This window comes from Flavobacterium poyangense (genome assembly GCF_011751075.1).
GTDB lineage: Bacteria > Bacteroidota > Bacteroidia > Flavobacteriales > Flavobacteriaceae > Flavobacterium > Flavobacterium poyangense.
This window is the reverse complement of the sequence record NZ_JAALLN010000007.1, coordinates 16,468-34,704: the sequence shown is the minus strand read 5'-3', so window position 1 is coordinate 34,704 and position 18,237 is coordinate 16,468. Positions and strand designations below refer to the sequence as shown.

General features: G+C 35.4%; 12 protein-coding genes and 1 pseudogene. 5 read left to right on the top strand and 8 right to left on the bottom strand.

All coding sequences use genetic code 11. The features are described from left to right. Positions 1-131: 131 nt before the first annotated feature. Positions 132-965: a universal stress protein gene (locus G3A47_RS13005; protein WP_166922971.1), complete on the bottom strand. Its 834-nt coding sequence runs from the start codon at positions 963-965 to the stop codon at positions 132-134. Between the two features lie 183 nt (positions 966-1,148). On the opposite strand from G3A47_RS13005, the gene mnmE reads away from it, so the two are divergent. Continuing rightward, positions 1,149-2,549 (top strand): tRNA uridine-5-carboxymethylaminomethyl(34) synthesis GTPase MnmE, encoded by a 1,401-nt coding sequence (gene mnmE, locus G3A47_RS13000; protein WP_166922969.1) that lies wholly within the window; start codon positions 1,149-1,151, stop codon positions 2,547-2,549. A 449-nt stretch (positions 2,550-2,998) separates the two neighbouring features. Here mnmE and G3A47_RS12995 read toward each other — a convergent pair whose 3' ends face one another. The 3 genes from G3A47_RS12995 to G3A47_RS12985 all read right to left on the bottom strand — a co-directional run bounded on the left by G3A47_RS12995 (position 2,999) and on the right by G3A47_RS12985 (position 8,141). After that, the gene (locus tag G3A47_RS12995; RefSeq protein ID WP_166922967.1) at positions 2,999-3,817 is read right to left on the bottom strand and encodes an alpha/beta hydrolase; all 819 of its coding nucleotides are present in this window, start codon (positions 3,815-3,817) and stop codon (positions 2,999-3,001) included. 324 nt (positions 3,818-4,141) lie between these two features. After that, positions 4,142-5,782, bottom strand: coding sequence for an SCO family protein (locus G3A47_RS12990; protein ID WP_166922966.1), 1,641 nt, complete (start codon positions 5,780-5,782; stop codon positions 4,142-4,144). A 28-nt stretch (positions 5,783-5,810) separates the two neighbouring features. After that, on the bottom strand, positions 5,811-8,141 hold the full coding sequence (locus G3A47_RS12985; protein WP_166922964.1) for a tyrosinase family protein: 2,331 nt from the start codon (positions 8,139-8,141) through the stop codon (positions 5,811-5,813). A 464-nt stretch (positions 8,142-8,605) separates the two neighbouring features. Between G3A47_RS12985 and G3A47_RS24010 the strand changes: the two genes are divergently transcribed. The 4 genes and pseudogenes from G3A47_RS24010 to G3A47_RS12965 form a co-directional block, all read left to right on the top strand. Then, a complete protein-coding gene (locus tag G3A47_RS24010) occupies positions 8,606-8,773 on the top strand; it encodes a superinfection immunity protein (RefSeq protein WP_166922962.1) in 168 nt (55 codons plus the stop codon). 1,645 nt (positions 8,774-10,418) lie between these two features. Next, positions 10,419-11,357 (top strand): DUF4625 domain-containing protein, encoded by a 939-nt coding sequence (locus tag G3A47_RS12975; protein ID WP_166922960.1) that lies wholly within the window; start codon positions 10,419-10,421, stop codon positions 11,355-11,357. A gap of 183 nt (positions 11,358-11,540) precedes the next feature. Continuing rightward, positions 11,541-12,494 carry a DUF4625 domain-containing protein gene (locus tag G3A47_RS12970; RefSeq protein ID WP_166922958.1) on the top strand — a complete coding sequence of 318 codons (954 nt, stop codon included), beginning with the start codon at positions 11,541-11,543 and terminating at the stop codon, positions 12,492-12,494. A gap of 376 nt (positions 12,495-12,870) precedes the next feature. Continuing rightward, positions 12,871-12,957 (top strand): annotated as a pseudogene (locus tag G3A47_RS12965) (XRE family transcriptional regulator); the annotation flags it as partial. A gap of 483 nt (positions 12,958-13,440) precedes the next feature. Here G3A47_RS12965 and G3A47_RS12960 read toward each other — a convergent pair. The 4 genes from G3A47_RS12960 to G3A47_RS12945 form a co-directional block, all read right to left on the bottom strand. Continuing rightward, the gene (locus G3A47_RS12960) at positions 13,441-14,406 is read right to left on the bottom strand and encodes a 2,3-diaminopropionate biosynthesis protein SbnB (RefSeq protein ID WP_166922956.1); all 966 of its coding nucleotides are present in this window, start codon (positions 14,404-14,406) and stop codon (positions 13,441-13,443) included. Next, entirely contained in the window at positions 14,393-15,340 is a 948-nt protein-coding gene (locus G3A47_RS12955; RefSeq protein ID WP_166922954.1) for a pyridoxal-phosphate dependent enzyme, read from the bottom strand. The genes G3A47_RS12960 and G3A47_RS12955 overlap by 14 nt, the downstream gene beginning before the upstream one ends. 3 nt (positions 15,341-15,343) lie before the next feature. Continuing rightward, complete coding sequence (locus tag G3A47_RS12950) at positions 15,344-16,135, bottom strand: class I SAM-dependent methyltransferase (RefSeq protein ID WP_166922952.1); 792 nt, start codon at positions 16,133-16,135, stop codon at positions 15,344-15,346. Between the two features lie 382 nt (positions 16,136-16,517). Next, the gene (locus G3A47_RS12945; RefSeq protein WP_166922950.1) at positions 16,518-18,233 is read right to left on the bottom strand and encodes a carbamoyltransferase family protein; all 1,716 of its coding nucleotides are present in this window, start codon (positions 18,231-18,233) and stop codon (positions 16,518-16,520) included. Positions 18,234-18,237: the final 4 nt, after the last annotated feature.

The following is an 18,237-nucleotide window of genomic DNA, read 5'->3' as shown; positions in this document are numbered from 1 at the left end:
TATTTCAAAGATCTGACACAGCTATATATTTATACAATTCAAGAGAGTAAATCAATTAAACAAAACGTATTACTTTTCACATTTTACAATATGCATTTTACAGTATACATTTTACAGTATACATTATAAATTTAATCTTCATGCATAATTAAAACCGGCACAGGCACTTGCTTTGTTAGTTTTTTAGTGAAACTGGAGTCAAAAAGGCTTTCGAAAAAAGAACGTTTGTGCGTGATCATGGAAAGAATATCGACTTCTTTGTAAAGTACAAAATCCAGAATCGTTTCTTTTACTTCATCACAGGGTAAAACTAAAAAATCTACATTCTCCTTTGCAAACTCTTTCTCCCACTCTTTCACAGTAGTGTCAGCGACATCAGAATTTGAAGTTCGCACGTATAAACTTTTGACTTTAGCATTTGTTTTCTTCGCAATTTCCAGCACTTTTCTCAACTCTTTTTTATCTTTCTCTCGATAACGGGTTGTAAATCCGATTATTTTAATCTTTTTAAACTTAGCATCAACAGGCACACATAAAACCGGAACTTCTACCCCTGAGATTACAGAACTGGTATTGGAGCCCAGGAAAAATTTTGTCCAGTCAGACGCTCCTGACGTGCCCATGATTACAAAATCGACATTATCTTCTTTAACTGCATTCTTAAGATTATAAAGCAAATCACCATCCATTAAACGATGTTTAATTACGATGTGACCTAATTTTCGTTCTTCAGCTATAGCTCTTAGTTTTGGGATTTCGTTCTTAAACATTTCAAATTTTGCCAACTCAACCGAACTATAGATCGCTGCGTAATTTTCAGGAAAAAATTGACTGTCATAAACCGGAATCTCAAAAGTATGCAACAAAATAAGCTCGGCATTTACAATTTTAGCAAACTCTAAGGCATGAACAAAAGCATTTGTTGCGGCCTCAGAAAAATCGGTGGGAAATAGTATCTTTTTCATTTTGTTTGAGTTTAAGAAGTTGTATTCTCAAATTTAATCATTCTAAAAAGAAAACAACCTGACAATTATCAGTAATTTAACAATTTACAGAAAACTTACAAAAAATAAAACCAGGCAACAAATACGCTATTGACGACAAAGTAGCGGTTCGCAATTTTGAGGCTTTTTTTATACCTTTGCACCATGATAAATCAAGATTCTATAGTTGCATTGGCTACCCCTTCAGGAGCCGGAGCAATCGCCATCATTCGAATTTCAGGTTCCGATGCTATTACGATCGGAAACAGCGTTTTTAAATCCATCAAAAACAAGGATTTAACAAAGCAAAAAACACATACCTTACATTTAGGTCATATTGTTGACGAATCAAAAACGCTTGATGAAGTTTTGGTTTCTGTTTTTAAAGGACCTAACTCGTATACCGGCGAAAACACTATAGAAATTTCCTGTCACGGATCTACTTATATTCAGCAGCAAATTATTCAACTATTATTGCGAAAAGGCTGTCGTATGGCCGATGCAGGAGAGTTTACACTTAGAGCTTTCCTAAACGGTAAACTAGATTTATCGCAAGCAGAAGCTGTTGCTGATTTGATTTCATCAGATAACGAAGCTTCACATCAAATTGCCATGCAGCAAATGCGTGGTGGTTTTAGCAATGAAATAGCCAAATTACGCGAAGAACTCTTAAACTTCGCTTCTTTAATTGAATTGGAATTAGACTTTGCTGAGGAAGATGTAGAATTTGCCGACAGAAGTCAGTTTCATGAATTATTGAATCGAATTGAGTTTGTTTTAAAACGCCTGATCGATTCTTTTGCTGTTGGAAATGTCATCAAAAACGGAATTCCGGTAGCAATTGTCGGAGAGCCAAACGTTGGTAAATCGACTTTACTAAATGCATTATTAAACGAAGAACGCGCTATCGTTTCGGACATTGCCGGAACCACGCGTGATACCATCGAAGACGAATTGGTAATTGGCGGAATCGGATTTAGATTCATCGATACAGCCGGAATTCGCGAAACAAAAGATGTGGTAGAAAGCATCGGAATCAAAAAGACATTTGAAAAAATAGAACAAGCGCAGGTGGTAATCTATCTTTTTGACGGTTTAAAGTTTCAGGTTTCGAGTTCTGAATTTGTCTCTGAAATCGAACAAATCAAAAATAAATATCCTTTAAAACCTTTGTTAATTGTCGTTAATAAAAGGGACATTTTATCTGCAGATGAAGTTTCAAACATCACCGATAAACTTGATAATCTAAATGCCAAACTTTTATTAATTTCTGCAAAAGAGAAAATCGGCGTTGATGATTTAAAGAATGAATTGTTATCTTTTGTAAATACCGGTGCCCTAAGAAATAACGAAACAATCGTTACGAATACAAGACATTACGATTCCCTGTTAAAAGCTTTAGATGAGATACAAAAAGTAAAATTTGGTCTTGAGACAGGGCTTTCAAGCGACCTTATGGCACTTGATATCCGCGAAGCTTTGTACCAATTTGGGCTTATTACAGGTCAGGTCTCTAATGATGAATTATTGGGGAATATTTTTGCTAATTTTTGCATCGGGAAGTAGACTTAATTTGATACACTAAGGTACAACAAAAGTATTTTAAGGCTTTTTGAAATATTAAAAAACAGAAGAGACGACCTGTAGGTCATCTCTTTTAGTATTCAAAAATTACAAATTTATGTTCTCTTTCTATTAATTAAATTGCTGATATGTACAACACCTAATCTGATACTACCTATAAACTATCATTTTTTTAGTTTTATAAACGCTTTATACGCAAAAAAAATAAGAAAGAAACTAAGATAGGGTACTATAAAATATTTTGTATCTACATTTTCAAAGAATACTCTCCTAATAAATTCTAAAAGAATTAATGGAAGAATTAAGATAAAACCATTTTTTAAAAAATACTTCATTTGATTGTGATTTATTGATAAAGAATTTATTAGTTGCGTCCAATAATTAGCTTCATATTCTATACGCTTGCATTAATTGAAAGACTGTCTAAAAAATTATTTAGTTCTATTTAATGCCCAGATTAGCGCTTTTTCTTTTGTTGCCCTGAAAATGGTGCTGTGATTCTCTTTTGGCTCATCAGAATAGTTCCATTTTAAGGATTTCAGGTTTTCATTTTTTAAAACTGCTGCTAATTCCTTGCTATAAAGCGAAATTTCTTTTACGTCTGAGCTTGCAAACCAAAGTCGTTTTTTTGTTTTCGGAAATTTTACCAAATGTTCTTTTGCTGTTCTCACCAAATAGTTATTATTCCACCAAAAAGAAGGATCAAAGGCAATGTAATTGTCAAACATTTCAGGTGTCAGAAAAAAGGTTTCCATAACAAAAAGCCCGGATAGAGACTCGCCGAGTATGCTTTTTTCGGTTGTTGTTCTGTATCGTTTATCAATTTCGGGGAAAAGTTCTTCTCTGATAAATGACCTGAATTTTTCTGAACCGCCTACAACAGGAGCTATTTCTTTATCTTCTGCCACTTCTGTAAATCCTGTCAAATCTCTTCTTCTTTGTGTGTTTTCTATACCAACAAGAATAAGTGGTTTTATTTTTTGCTCTTTGATAAGTTGAGCCAAAGTATTAGCAACATGCGGAAAGTCTTCTTTTATCCCACCGTCAGCCATATAAAGTACAGGCAAAGGCTTTGAATTTGTTTTATACCCCTCGGGTGTCCAAACATTGATAACTCTATCCTCCTCAACTTGTTTGGATTTAACAATAAAAGTTTCGTATTCAGGAATTGGGTCACTTTGCTGTGAAGCACCGAAACAGTTTGTAAATGGTAAAAGCGCAAAAAAAAGGATTGAGTAGAGTAATTTCATAGTTTCTGATTTATACTGATTTTTATTATTGTTATCCTACTGTAAAAGACTAAGAAAAAGTCTTCCCAAATTATTTAAAGGATACAAATAAACAAAATTCGATGCAATTACCTTATATGGTATAGGCATATTATCAGCTTTTTAATTCAGCCAAATTCTTACAGATACTCCACAGCATTTTTAAATTCATGTACAAACATTATAAATAAAAAATAACCTATTTAAGATTAGCTAATTAGATCCAAATTCTAAGTTTAACAATTAGTCTTCCGGTCTTTTCGTTTTTTAAACAGTCCGACACAATACTATTTACAATAGAGAAACCTAAGAAGTTGTTTTCAGCCTTGGTTTCTTCTTCGCAATCACCCGTTCGAGAAGATTTTCCACCCAACCCCGCAATCGCTGAAACCATGCAAAGGGCAGGCTGTTAAGAATGGAGCCTAACAAAATGAGTACTATACCCACATACACGCCTGTTCTTAGATTCAGCCATAGAACACAGATAAGCAGTGAAGCTGCACCGAGACCACTGACCCAAAACGGCGTCAATCCATTGCGTTTATTTCGGGCACGATAAAGAAACCAGAGATTTACTCCGATCCCAAGTGCGAACAACGGAACCAGCCAAGGAGAATAAGGAATGTCTTTCATGCTGGCAATTCCAAAGGCACTCATGTAAGCAGCCCAGCAGAGGGGGCACTTTGGAAATACTGCAATAAGCAAAGGAAAGACTAAGGTTCTGAGATTTTCGGAAACTGCTTTTGTAATCTGACTCCCCTTGCCGCTCGGTATCTCTTTTATCAGTCTTACTATTTTATCCTTGATTTCATCCTCGCTCCATTGAATCCTGATCAAAGAATTTCGGATTCTACCCTTATAATCCAGAAGGTAAGTCTCTACCTGGTGCTGGTTTACAATTGAGGTGGAATAACCGACCTCCAAGCTAAAATGTTCCTTCAGTAATTCATAATCTTCAGGCGATACCCGAAAGGCTTTAAACGAATCTGAAAATTCGCAACGGCGGGTTTCCGCATAAACCTTGATTCGTTTAGGAAGATCATAGACCGGATCGTAAGTGATGAGCGCCACATTTACTTTGTCCTGAAGATTTATTTCACAGAGCGCTTTTGCAAGTCTCCCAGTATTGCCCACCGTCAGCGAACATTTGTTGATCGCTATGCAACGGGTGTAGAAAAAACTAACCACTGTTGGCTTGCCATAGAAAAAGGAAGAGAACGGAATCTTGGCTCCGTTCTGGTCTTCCAACACGATGTTTTTTAACAGCGGGTTCAACTTGCTACTCCCCTGCACTTTTTCTTTCCTTCCTGCCAATTTTGGTGAAGGCCCGCAACAGGAGAAATCCACTACACGCGGGTCGCTTTCAATCGCTTCAATCGCCCGTTTTATTTCGGCAAGCACTTCGTCCTGAAAGGCCGAGTCCTCCGCATATTTTTTTAACTGCGGAATCGCCTCTTGCGCATAAGCACCCAGCCAGGCAAAAGTTTTGAAAACTTCGCGCAGGCCGGTACTGAAATTTGTAACAGGCCAAGCCGGTTTATAAGTATGAAACGTAACGGTATCATCCATATTTCGAATGTTCACCACTGCTTCGAGGAGATAGTGTACCACTTCCGGATGAGGATGAGCCATGCCACGGATTGCCTTGGCAGCGCCGGCTATGAGATAGGCACTGCGGGTATTGTACAGGTCTTCTAAGGCGAATATCAAAGCTGAGGGTGGCAGTCCGGTCACTTCAAAAGCCGCCAGAATGTACCCCCTTAGACGTATGCATTCCTGTGTACCCCTTCCTTTATATAGCACATGACCTTCACGCAGCAGCGGGAGCAATTGATTCCTGAATTCAGGATTTGCCCGCACTTCATCTACAAATGCGGCGATGCTTTCCTCAGAACTGTGCTGGTCAAATGCGATCAGTGTTTTATTGTTTTTCCTTTTCCAAAACATAATACAATGTACTTTTGTTGAAATTGGATTATAAAAGTGTGTTCAGTCTATTCAACAAAATTCCAAAGTCATCTTGTCCGGCTTCACTGCTTTCTGCATTTGCCTTGAATCGTAATGGCTGTTCAGCATGCTGCCTGATTTTGTTTAAAAGTTCTTCGTCATTACGGATTTTGTTTAGACCATCTTGATCCTGTAGGGTAAGTTTAGATAACAATACCGTTAGCAGCTGATGATCCTGCTCTTCATCATCCTTAAAGGCTTCAACTGATTTTGCAAGGAGTAGTTCGGGATTTTGGGCATCCAGTGCATGAGCAGCTGCTTCCCGCACTTCCGATGATTCTGCTTTATTCTCGAAAACAGAAAGCAGAAAATCCGCACTACTAGTATCAGAAGACAAAGCATGGATGGCCATGATTTTGGCTTTTTCATCACTTGATTCTTCAGCAACCTTCCTGAACAGATCGAGGAAATTATGAGGATCAAGAGACAGATAATAGACCGCAGTTTCGTCTGAAACAATAGCCTTGTCTGCATTTTCCAGTCCCTCTATCAGCACCCTTTGTAACCACTCGTCTTTCTGGTAGGCCAGCAAATCAATGGCTTCAAGGGCAATCTGCTTATCCTTATCTCTGATAACTTTTCTAAGGCCATCTATTACTATGGGACGGAACTGTTTAAATGCAGGCCCTTCAAGGGTTAACGCCCGGATTTGAAGTATCACCGTCTTTCTTAATTCCGCAGGCTCAGAAAGGTCTGTCAGGATCCTGATAAGAACCCTCACGAATTCTATAGTATGCCCAAGGTATCTGGTGAGAAGTTGCGCAACTCCTGCTCTGACTCCTGCGGGCTCCTTTTTGTCAGTAACAATTCTGGCCAGACTGTCCAGTTCTCCAATAGGTTCGTCAACGGAGGCCAACGCTGCAAGTCGAAGCTGACTGTCGAGACTCTTGTTTAAAATTTGTCTAATATGTTGAGTTCCGGCCATAGTTTTAAGTAAAGGTAAGGAAGTGGCGGTGAAATGAAAAGGGACATTGTCGTAGTCAAATCCGATGGAATTATTAGGAGCGAGCCTGCCTTTGTAATCAATCACCTCCTCGATGGTAGGTTCTGAAGTCGGTTTAGGCACTACCTTATATCCTTTTTTAACGGTTGGATATTCACCATAAGGTGCTTGTGGTGGTCGGGGAGCATTTGTGTCTCCGTTCCATGGCCATTGTGTTTGCTGGGAATATGCTGCGAATCCCTCATCACGGTTTGGACTCAATCCTTGTGGAGAATAACTATCAGCCTCATCCGGGGCAAAACGATCCCAGTTATTCTGCCATAGCGCCCACAGACGGTCTACGTTGGAGTGCAACATAAAGAAAACCGGATCCTGGGGAGCGTTTGCAATATCAGAAATCTGCCCCCTGAAACTCATATGACCGCCCCCATGTGGCGCACTGAAAATATATCCGGGACTACCTTTGCCTCGTTCCCTGTACTGATCCCAATATAAGTCATGGTAAATTCCTTTCCCCATATTAATCGCATAGGCCTCCGGAGCCTTCCTGGCTATCAGTACATTCCAGCCTCCATTGAGCGTCAAATCCCAATTGAAGGCAGATCTAAAAAGTTGAGCTGACCCAGGTGGTTTCCAATTTCGCCAGGGATTCGAGAGAGAAAAAATGGGTACAGCTGCATCTGCTGTTTTGGTAATTGTAATTTTTCCGGCAAAATTTTCACTAAAGAGATTGGGAGCAGGAAAATCCCAGCGCCAATAATGAAGAGATACACTAGAATCAATTTCCTGTAAATCCCGTTCGAGATTCAAAAGATACAAGCGATGCCAAGGAAGAAAGTTTTCGTAAAAATGAATTTCATTATCCGTGTTCGCTATATGCATGTCTGTGAACTGCTTGTAAAATGCATATCCGTCCTTCTGGTTTAATATAGAGAAGGCTCTGATGAACCGTGTTTTCTCTTCCTCAGTAAGCGTCTCAACATCCTTTCTCACTCGTACCATTACAGCTTCAGTAGCAATAGGCTCCTCATCTGGATTTTGGTTTGGGTCATCCTGAAAAACCAAAATTTCAATGTCTTTATCACGAGTACTGGCATTTCCAAAATCTCCGCTTAAGTAAAAAGTAGTCCAGGCTTCATCCTCACAAGTTAATGTGGTGATTGGGTAAACTGTCTTTCGCTGTGCATCGGTAAAAACGGCCCGGCCCATGCCCAGATTTCTTGATCTTAGATAAAGAATTTTGTTGCCTGTGTTACCCCTTACTCGGATATGGCAAATGGAAGGTCCCCATGTCAAATAAGGAATATGAAGATCCTCTTCAGGATTAGGGCAATTAATTTTAATTTCTATATTCATTGTTGTCCGGTTTTAATGACTAAATAATAGTATAAGTTGTCGTGTAAATTGCATCTATACCCAACAAATACTGGATATCTGCCTTGATTAAAGTAGATTGATACAATCACCTTTTGTTTTATATCTTTTCAAAAATAGCCATAAAAAAAAACACCAAACCCAGTGTATATACCTGTTTTTAGATGCATAACTGTCTCGGGGAGGAACTATGCTTTTCTTAAGTTTTTACTAGTTGAATGGTGTTGGATTGGTGGAATTTAGTAAATACAAAAACTGAAATGACTATATGGTTTGTTGGCTTGTTTTTTTTTGTATTCTAACTTTTAAGGAACTCTTTTTTGGACTTTTTAAATGAATATTTTTGTTTACCGTTTCCTTGGTGATTTCTGCTGGCAGTAAATTATGGTTACACACAACAAAGCAGTCTTCCTTTTGAAAATAATGAAATTACAATTGAAAAAATAATGGCTGGCTTTTTTGCTCTATGTGTTTATTTTATACCTGCGATAATCGCAAGAGACAAAATGTATTTTAAACGTACTTTTATTTTTAATTTGTTGACAGCTTGGGCGATAATTGGTTGGTTTATTAGTTTTTTATGGGTAATAAAAGCAAAAAGCAATAATAGTTGATGCGCTATTATTAGAAGACGATATTTAAGATTGACTAGACAAACCTGCCTATAACAGCTCCTATAAATGTATTTGGGCAATTGGTTTAATGGAAAGTTGGTTTTGTATCTGGTATGTTTGGCAAATCCAAAAATAAGGCTTAATTTAACCTAACGCCTCTTGTAGTAAGGCAACGTTGATTTAAATTACCCTTAAGAAATTGCATTCTTCCGAAAGGATAGTCTATTTGAAAAGCGGATATAATATCTGATAAAAGGGATTTTTTTTCTGCTGTCATCCTAAATTAATCATTTCTTTTTATTTTTATTGAAACAATGTTGCATTTATAAATAAGATTTTTATATTTGCAACTATATTGCGTTAAGACAATGGGTTTGAACTACAAATAATTAGTTTAATTCTTTTAAGCTTTATTAAAATATTGATTCATTAGAATGAAAAAGAAATTTAAAATTATTAATCTTCTTATGCCACTGGTGGTAGTATTTGCAATACTATTTCCGATAGTCCATTCATCTGAACACATTCAAAGTCATGTTAATTTTCTTAAACACAACTACCACTACAGCGAAGGCAAAACTGAACTTATAACGCACAATCATTCTTCTGATGAATGTGTTATATGTCATTTTAAATTTACATCTATAAGTACTTTTTCTTTTGTGTCTTTTGAATTTTATAAAAACGGTAGCATAACTTCTTATGTTTCTTTTTATTTCAAAATCTATTCTAATTTCTTCAAAGGTTCTTTATTTTTCCTTCGAGCACCACCGACCTTTTAAAGCATTAAAATCAGTCATTTCAATCTCGATATGAGAATGCTTACTTATCTACTTTAAATATAAAGAACTGCCGAATACTCCATTATTTTGCAACAATTATATCATTTTGCATGATACAATTCTTGTATAATTTCAGAAGTAAAACACACGTAAATTACTGTATCACTGATCCTATTAAAAAACCTTTAAAATCAATACTTTATATAAATTTAGCAAGCATTCACGAAGGGCTAAAAAGTTATAATGCTAGTCAAGAAATCAATATCCCCTAAAACATTGATACTTGAGATTGTCATTTTCTTATTCGCTTGACGGAGAAAGAAGGTTGGCAGAAAATTAAAGGATTAAGAGTAAATACCTGATTTTTACAAAAAAAAATCAAATCGATTACAGATATTTATCTGTTAGTGCTTTGTTTTGTTTTTTTACTAAAACGGCATCCCAAACCGTCAATATATCAGGTAAAATAGTATCCACTACCCACAAATCATTAGACGGAGCAACTGTAACGGTTCATCCTTCTACTCTATTTGGTTATACCTACAATCCAAAATAAAGTCACTTAGAGATACTTTATCGCTTTAAAGCTAAACAAAATCTAATTGCTCCATCTAAAAGAAAAACAGCCAGTAGACAGGTTTTTAATCTTGCATTAGGAACAAAAGTAAAAGCAGGATGTCAAAATTTAGATATTTCCAAACAAGTTCAAAACTTGTTTAACACGAAATACCTCAATCATACCAGTTTTCATAGGTTAGTTGAGCTTCCTGAGACTAGTAGAAATATTATTCTATGCCTCAAAATTCCTTTTTTAATACTTAAATAAAAATAATATGAACCATTTTAAACAAAAAAAGACTTTTATGAAAAAAGCAAAACTATTTTCAATGTTTTTACTATTCGCAACAACATTTACAGCTTGTAGTAATGATGATGATACTGCTCCCGAAGAAACAAAAACAACTACTGAAGTTATAAAACCAATTGTCGAACGTCTAGAAATTGGTCTTGCCGATAATAGACAAGGCTTAATTGGACGAGATTTTCACCTTGGTGGCAATATAACTGCTCGTGATAGAATTGCTGCCGTGCAAATTAAAATACTTCCTAAAAAAGGAGAAAAATATGCCGCCGATTGGAAATTTGAATTAAACTGGACTTACGCAGCCAAACCAAAAAACGATATGTTGCACAAACACTTTGATATACCTAAAGAAGCTCCCGAGGGTAAATATGATTTTTATTTTATTGTATTAGATACTAATGGATCTAAGCTGGAAATTAAAAAAGATTTAACCTTGGTTAATCCTGCAAATATACCTGCTGATCCACATTTTGGGTCCAATCCGTCAGATAACCAAATTAATAGTACTCCAGCCCAAAGTGAACTTAACTTTAATAATTTAAAAGCTGGAACGGATCAAGAAATAATACCAACTTTCGAAAAAAATGATCCTTTTTGTGGACGAACTACTATATATAAGATTAAAGGCGATGGAATACTTTATTCCTTATTGATTAAAAAAAGTGCTAATTACCATCCTGAAAGCATTGATAACTTGGATTTTAAAAAAGTAATAGTGCTTGCAAAAAAGGAGCATAAAAACTCTGATATTAATTCAACTATTAGTACAAATACATTCGATGAAATTACCATAGGCAATTTAAATGATAATAATATACCTAATGCAAATCCAATAGCATGGGAATCCGGAGAATATGAATGGGTAGTATTGTATAAAAATACAACTTACAATCTTAATATATATAAATCATTAAGAACTATTAAGGTTAAAATCTAAATAGTACCTCTTTGGATATAATCATTTAAAGTAAAACAAACTGGATTAAACACAACTCAAGATACTAATATTTCAGCATATTGAGTTACAAATCAGTTATCTGAGACTAATAGAGACATTATTCTCCCTTCAAAAAAACACTTGTAAATTCTTAAACAAAACAATATTAACCATTAAAAAATTATGAGAAAAACAAAACTACTTTCAATGTTTTTACTAATCGCAACAACATTTACAGCTTGTAGTAATGATGATGATACTGCACCCCAAGAAACAAAAACAACTACTGAAGTTATAAAAACGACTGCTGAAGTTATTAAACCAATTGTCGAAAGACTATATATTGGTATTTACGATAGCAATCAAGGTTCGATTGGACGTGATTTTCAAATTAGTAGCAATATAACTGCTGGTGATAGAATTGCTGCCGTGCAAATTAAAATACTTCCTAAAAAAGGAGAAAAATATGCTACGGATTGGAAATTTGAACTAAACTGGCCATACTCAGACCAACCTGAAGACACTATATTGGATAAACAGTTTGATATACCTAAAGAAGCACCGGAAGGTAAGTATGATTTTTATTTTATAGTATTAGATACTAATGGATCTAAGCTAGAAATTAAAGAGGATTTAATCTTAGTTAATCCTGATAACATACCAGCTGATCCACATTTTGGGTCTGATCCGTCAGATAACCAAATTACTAAAAATAGCATCAACAAAATAAAATGGGACGAAAAAATGCCAACCTTCAATAAAAAAGAAAGATTTAGTGGAGAGACAACTATATATAAAACTAAGGGCGATGGAATACTTTATTCCTTACTGATTAAAAAAAGTGCTAATTACCATCCTGAAAATATTGACAATCTTGATTTTAAAAAAGTAATTGTATTAACAAAAAAAGTGCATACAAATCTTGATGGAGGATCAAATTTTGACATATCATATTTTGATGATTCTGAAATTATCATAGGTACTGATTTAGATGATAATAATACCCCCAAAGCAAATCCAATAACTGGTGAAAATGCATGGGAATCCGGAGAATATGAATGGGTAGTATTGTATAAAAACACAACTTACAATCTTAATATATATAAATCATTAAGAACAATCAAGGTTAAAATCTAAATAAAACCTCATTGGATATAATTATTGAAGTAAAACAAACTGGATTAAACACAACTCAAGATGCTACTATTTCAGCATCTTGAGTTAATTATAACCAGAAGGTGATTGTTTAGTTAATTCAAGTTGCCAGTTTAAATACAGTAGAGACACAAAGCAGAGGTTTAGTAAATTTATTTTGCGAAACAATAAACCTCACCAATGAATGCTTTGTAAAGACCAAAATTGCATCAATTTTCTGTTTCATGGATGATCTTTTAAAAAGCAGATATAATATCTGACAAAAGGCATATTTACAGGATATTTTTTTATCTTTGAAATTCAGGATTTTTAATCTGAATGGCTTTATCTTTGAGCCTTCAGAAAATTGATATTTGTTATGGAACAGAAAATACATCAGGGAAGAAACGTAAAGCGTTTTAGAGAAATGCTTAACATAAAGCAGGAAGCATTGGCTTATGATTTGAGACTGAGTTTTGTTTTTCTAAGGCAATAGTCAAATGAACTTTAGCTAATAATAACCACGATGTCACCCTCAGCGAGGTCGAGGACATATAGAACTGAAAAGGGGCTTCGACTCCGCTCAGCCTGACAGTTGTGTTCAGATTAAACTTAAACTGTTTTTGGGTTCTTACTTCTTCATTTGCCTTTTCATTACCCTATCAAACAAACTTTTTTCGGTTATAATTTAGTGTGACAAGAAGACTTCTTTGCAAATTATTTCAAAATTGCAAGGTCTTTTTTTGAACTTTTGAATCTATATTAATTGCCTCCAGTTTTAACTGGAGGTAAAGAATTGATTAAGAATAAAGAGGCTTTAGCCAAACTCTTTAAGGGTTCGACTAAAGCCTTTGTCTTTGTGTCTTTCTTAAAAAACTCCAGTTAAAGCTGGAGGCAATTCATTTTTTTGCCTTAGCCTTTCAATTTTGGCAATAGATTTATATCAAAATTACAATAGCTGTCCGATACGCTTATCCTGCGATAATTCGTAAAAATATTTTGCTATTCCGATATCAAAAATCGCCATCCCCATCGGGCAGAACATTATGGTATCGTTTGCGCTTATTCTTTTCTTTAATTTTCCGGATAGGACATCAGTGATAATGAGGACATCTTTTTCAAGTAGGCCTTTTGTATTGTGCATCATTTCAATATCTGTGTTTTCTCTGCATACTTCGTTCCAATTATCAACAATCATGCAGTCGATATAATCATAAATACTTGGTTCATAATCTCTTAATGAGACATTGAGTTGCAACGAGCCTTTTGGAGGTGGAAGATTGATGTATCTTTTTGACGAGGCCGTACAGGTAATAAAAATTTTTGAGTTTAAATAGGCTTGTTCCCAATTGTTTGCGAGTACAATTTTATGTTTCCATTTCTCGGGCAGCACCTCAGCGTCAATTGGATTGATATCGTAGACATAAACTTTGTCAATGATATCTTCATGCAAAGTAAAAATCATCTCGAGATGCATCCTTCCAATTGGTCCTAAACCAATAATACCAAAATTTATTTTTTCGTTAATTTCTACTGCTTCCCTATAGCTCTTTATAACAGCTCCTGTAACTGCCGATGTGCGAATGGCTGAGACCATAGGTGTATTTATCACTGATATGGGAACACCGGTATCGGCATTGTTTAGGATGATAACTGAATTGGCTCTCGGTAGGTTGTTTTTTATATTGTCAGGAAAACTGGCGATCCATTTTATACCCGAAATATTATAATCGCCCCCAATATAGGCCGGCATAGCTATTATTCTGTTTTTTAAATCTTTATACCTGAGATATGGTTTTATAGGCTGTGCGTAATCCTTTTTGTCTAACAGGAGAACAGTATCTTCTATAACCTGAATAATTTCATTCCAGTTATTGCCTATTTCCAGTATATTTTGTTCATTAATGTATTTCATAAGAAGTTTTTTGAAAGCATTTGTAATCTATTATTTCCAGGTAATCATCACCGGAATCGGGTATAATGACCAGGGAATTTTGTTTGTTTTCAGAATTTTCAATGTTTTGTAAAGCGGCATAAAAAGCCGCGCCTCCGGAAGCACCAGCCATGATGCCATAGTCGTGAAAAAGCTTTTGGCATCCGGTTATTATTTCCTCTTCACTTAAAATAACATGATCGTGTATGTCTGCCAGAGCAATAAAATCGGATGTTTTACTGGCACCAATACCCGGTAGTTTGCGTTCTTTGGTTATGGTAGAAAAAATCAGTGAGCCTTCAATATCAACTGCTATGATTTTTATTCCTGCAAAATACTTTTTTATATGTTGTGATATCCCGGTGACCGTGGCTCCTGAACTCACCGCAATAAAAATATAGTCTATTTGCTCTATTTGATCTTTAATCTCGTCTATCATCGAATTATAAGCCAGGTAACAATTCTTGTTTTTGTATTGGTTTGGCTGGAAAGAATTTTTATTTTCTTCGAGATAGTTTTTGATAAATTTTATTCTGTTCAGCAAATAATTACCTGTCTCGTCTTTTTGTGTGATCTGAACGATGTGACTGCACAATAGTTCCAGCTTTTTCTTTTTGTATAAAGAAATGCACGGATCTATAACGGGTATAAACTTTAAGTCCAGTTTTTTGCAGATCAAAGCGAGCGCTATTCCAAAATTTCCCGAAGTAGACTCAATTACAACTGTGTCTTCGTTGATTGAACCATCAAGAATTGCTTCTTCTATTACCTTAAATGCTGATCGCATCTTTATACTACCGCCTAGTTGATAGTATTCTACTTTTATAAAAATACTCTTCTCGGTGCATAAATTATGCAAAGGAGTGTTTCCAATAAGTTTTTTTAGTGTATACAGTTTGTCTAATAGCTTATTCATTGATTAGGATTTGTGTTTTTTTGCAATGCATATATAGGACAACGGATAGGAAAGTTCTTTTTGCTCCAGATCTTCTTTTGTATTTGATATATCATTAGCATATTCAAATAATTTATACAGGCACAGTCCATTATCTGCAATGGCATTGAATAGGTCAGAGAACGTGTAATTAAAACTATAGTTTGCGCTTCCTTCATATTCAGTTTTTCCTAAATAATCCAGACCGCCTTCCTCTTTCAATGGTTCTTTTCTAAAATAATTTTCGTTTTCCGAAAGTTTCAGATCCTCCTCTATGAGCCAACTAAAAGGATGTTGCTCCTGAATAACCAAAAAGCCTTCGGGAACTAATGTTTTTGAGATTTTTTCAATTATCGGGTTAAGACTCGGCAACCATGCCAGGGCACCTACGGTCACTAAAACGATATCAAATTCTTCGTTTTTTACAACTTCGTCCATTTCATAAACATCACTGACATGAAATATACAGTCAAGTCCCAGTTGGTCGTTTAGTAGACGTGCCGAATTGATCGCTTCGGCAGAGATATCGATACCGACACATTTGCCGGCATTCCTTTTCTTTAATGAGATCAGTTCTTCACCGTCATTACAGCACACTTGAAGTATCGATTTGTTTTGGAATGTTATTTTGTTTAATACTTCCGTAAGGTTCTCATCCAAAGTGCTAAAATGATCTAAAGCGAATTTACTTTTATAGTCCTTTTTAAAATCCTGATGTATTGGGTTCACCTCATCCCATGCAATCCTGTTTGCTTCTGTATATTTTTTATAATCCATATCGTGTATAAATTTTTCAGTTCTGTAATCTGCTTGATACGATTTATTGGTCCCAAACAAACTTCTTTGGGACCAATAAATAAAATTATCTTTATCTTAAAAATAATAAATTATAGGCGGGTTTATATCACAATGGTCAATCCTTACTGTATAGATAATAAACACTCATTCCGCATTTCAGCCGGCTATCAGCCAACTTCATTTCGGTAACCTATTTTTATAAAATTCTCTGACACTTGCCATTTCTTCCATCAAAGGACATCAGTTTCTCACCATTATCTTAAATGGTGCTCTTTCTCGTTCAGAGCTCTGCTATCGCTGTGAAGATGAATTCCGGAGTCAATGAATCTCTTCAAAATTTTTCATTCTCAAAATAAAAAGCTTACACTTTTTCTAAATTATCCTTTTTGTTTAGAATATAATTTCCCATCACCAAATAATCAATATTGGATTTCAAAAATGTCTTAATAGCATCCTCAGGAGTACAAACAATTGGTTCTCTGTCATTAAAAGAAGTGTTTAGAACCATTGGGATTCCGGTTAATTTATAGAATTCTGATATCAATTCATGGTATTTTGGATTGGTTTTCTGATTCACGGCCTGTATTCTCGAAGTTCCGTCAACGTGTACTACTGCCGGAATAAGTTCTTTTTTATTGGTTAAAGCCGGATAAGCCATAAGCATATACTCGGCTACGGGTGTGTGCTTTTTAATCTCAAACCAGTTTTCTGTTTCTTCCGATAAAACACTCGGGCAAAATGGTCTGTGATCTTCCCTGTGTTTTACTATTGAATTGAGTTTTTTAATCATATTGAAATTTCTCGGATCTGCCAAAAGGCTTCTGTTTCCAAGCGCCCGGGGTCCAAATTCCATTGCTCCCTGAAACCATCCTATAATATTACCCGCGTCAATGAGTTCTGCCGCTTTCACTTCTATATCTTCTACATGAGAATACACCAGATTTCTCTTGATCATTTCATTATGTATTTCATCAGCTGTAAATGAAGGTCCCAAAAAAGTATTATCCAAAACCAATCCTTCTAAATTACCTTCTGATTCAATATTCAGTTTTAAAGCCGCTCCCAATGCAGTTCCCGCATCATTTGCCGCCGGCTGAATAAAAATATTTTTAAATTTACTGTTTTCAAAAGCTATAGTGTTGGCAACACAGTTTAAAGCTACGCCACCTGCAATACAAAGATTTTCAGATTTTGTTTCTTCATAAAGTCTGTCAAAGATTTTTACAATAATATCTGTTGTCCACTTTTGCAGAGAAGCGGCAATATCCTTGTGTACCTCTTCTAATTCATCCAGTGTCTCTCTTTTTTTAATTTTGAATAACGTTTCTAACTTAGAATAATCTTCGACCCTGAAGCACAGGACCTCATTATCCAGTTCGAAAATAGTTTCTTCATTTATGGAAATTATCTTCTTGAATTCTTCTTCGAATCTTGAAGGATTTCCGAAAGACGCTACACTCATTACTTTACAGGCATCGTATTCTGAAAAGCCTAAAAATTTAGAAATTTTCTCCCATAAAAAACCAATTGAATTAGGATAGGCAAGTTGTTGTACCACATCAATTTTTTTACCATTCCCATAGGCAAGGGTGGTCGATTCAAATTCACCGATTCCGTCAATAGAAAGTATGGCAGCATCATTAAACGTTGACGGATAATATGCTGATGCACAATGGGCAATAGCGTGCTCTATAAAACTAAACTCTCCCTTAAAACCCATTTCCTGGAGTTTTTGAGGAATTTTTATTACTTTATCATAAAATAACTTTTCGCCATCCTCACAACCCCAATTGTTCGGTAAGAAACGATCTTTTGAAGGTATATTTTCTAATCTTCTTTCCGGTAGAAATGAAAATCCAATTAAAGAAACATCTTCCAAACGTATCCCTCCCATCTCGAGACATTTGTTTAAAGCCAGAATCGGCAGTTCATCCGGGTTGTCAATTTTTGATTCTTTTGCATGTTTAACTCTCGAGAGCCTCTCTTCTTCAATAGCAGCAACTACCTTATTATCAATTATTAAACATACAGAAGATTCGTGATATACACAATTTATTCCTAAAATAATATTTCTCATAATT

Bases quoted from the DNA above. Each gene is read 5' to 3' on its own strand.
- G3A47_RS12975 (WP_166922960.1), top strand. From the start codon at position 10,419: ATGAAAAAAGCAAAACTATTTTCAATGTTTTTACTATTCGCAACAACA.
- mnmE (WP_166922969.1), top strand. From the start codon at position 1,149: ATGATAAATCAAGATTCTATAGTTGCATTGGCTACCCCTTCAGGAGCC.
- G3A47_RS13005 (WP_166922971.1), bottom strand. From the start codon at position 965: ATGAAAAAGATACTATTTCCCACCGATTTTTCTGAGGCCGCAACAAAT.
- G3A47_RS24010 (WP_166922962.1), top strand. From the start codon at position 8,606: ATGGCTGGCTTTTTTGCTCTATGTGTTTATTTTATACCTGCGATAATC.
- G3A47_RS12960 (WP_166922956.1), bottom strand. From the start codon at position 14,406: ATGAAATACATTAATGAACAAAATATACTGGAAATAGGCAATAACTGG.
- G3A47_RS12970 (WP_166922958.1), top strand. From the start codon at position 11,541: ATGAGAAAAACAAAACTACTTTCAATGTTTTTACTAATCGCAACAACA.
- G3A47_RS12995 (WP_166922967.1), bottom strand. From the start codon at position 3,817: ATGAAATTACTCTACTCAATCCTTTTTTTTGCGCTTTTACCATTTACA.
- G3A47_RS12955 (WP_166922954.1), bottom strand. From the start codon at position 15,340: ATGAATAAGCTATTAGACAAACTGTATACACTAAAAAAACTTATTGGA.
- G3A47_RS12985 (WP_166922964.1), bottom strand. From the start codon at position 8,141: ATGAATATAGAAATTAAAATTAATTGCCCTAATCCTGAAGAGGATCTT.
- G3A47_RS12945 (WP_166922950.1), bottom strand. From the start codon at position 18,233: ATGAGAAATATTATTTTAGGAATAAATTGTGTATATCACGAATCTTCT.
- G3A47_RS12990 (WP_166922966.1), bottom strand. From the start codon at position 5,782: ATGTTTTGGAAAAGGAAAAACAATAAAACACTGATCGCATTTGACCAG.
- G3A47_RS12950 (WP_166922952.1), bottom strand. From the start codon at position 16,135: ATGGATTATAAAAAATATACAGAAGCAAACAGGATTGCATGGGATGAG.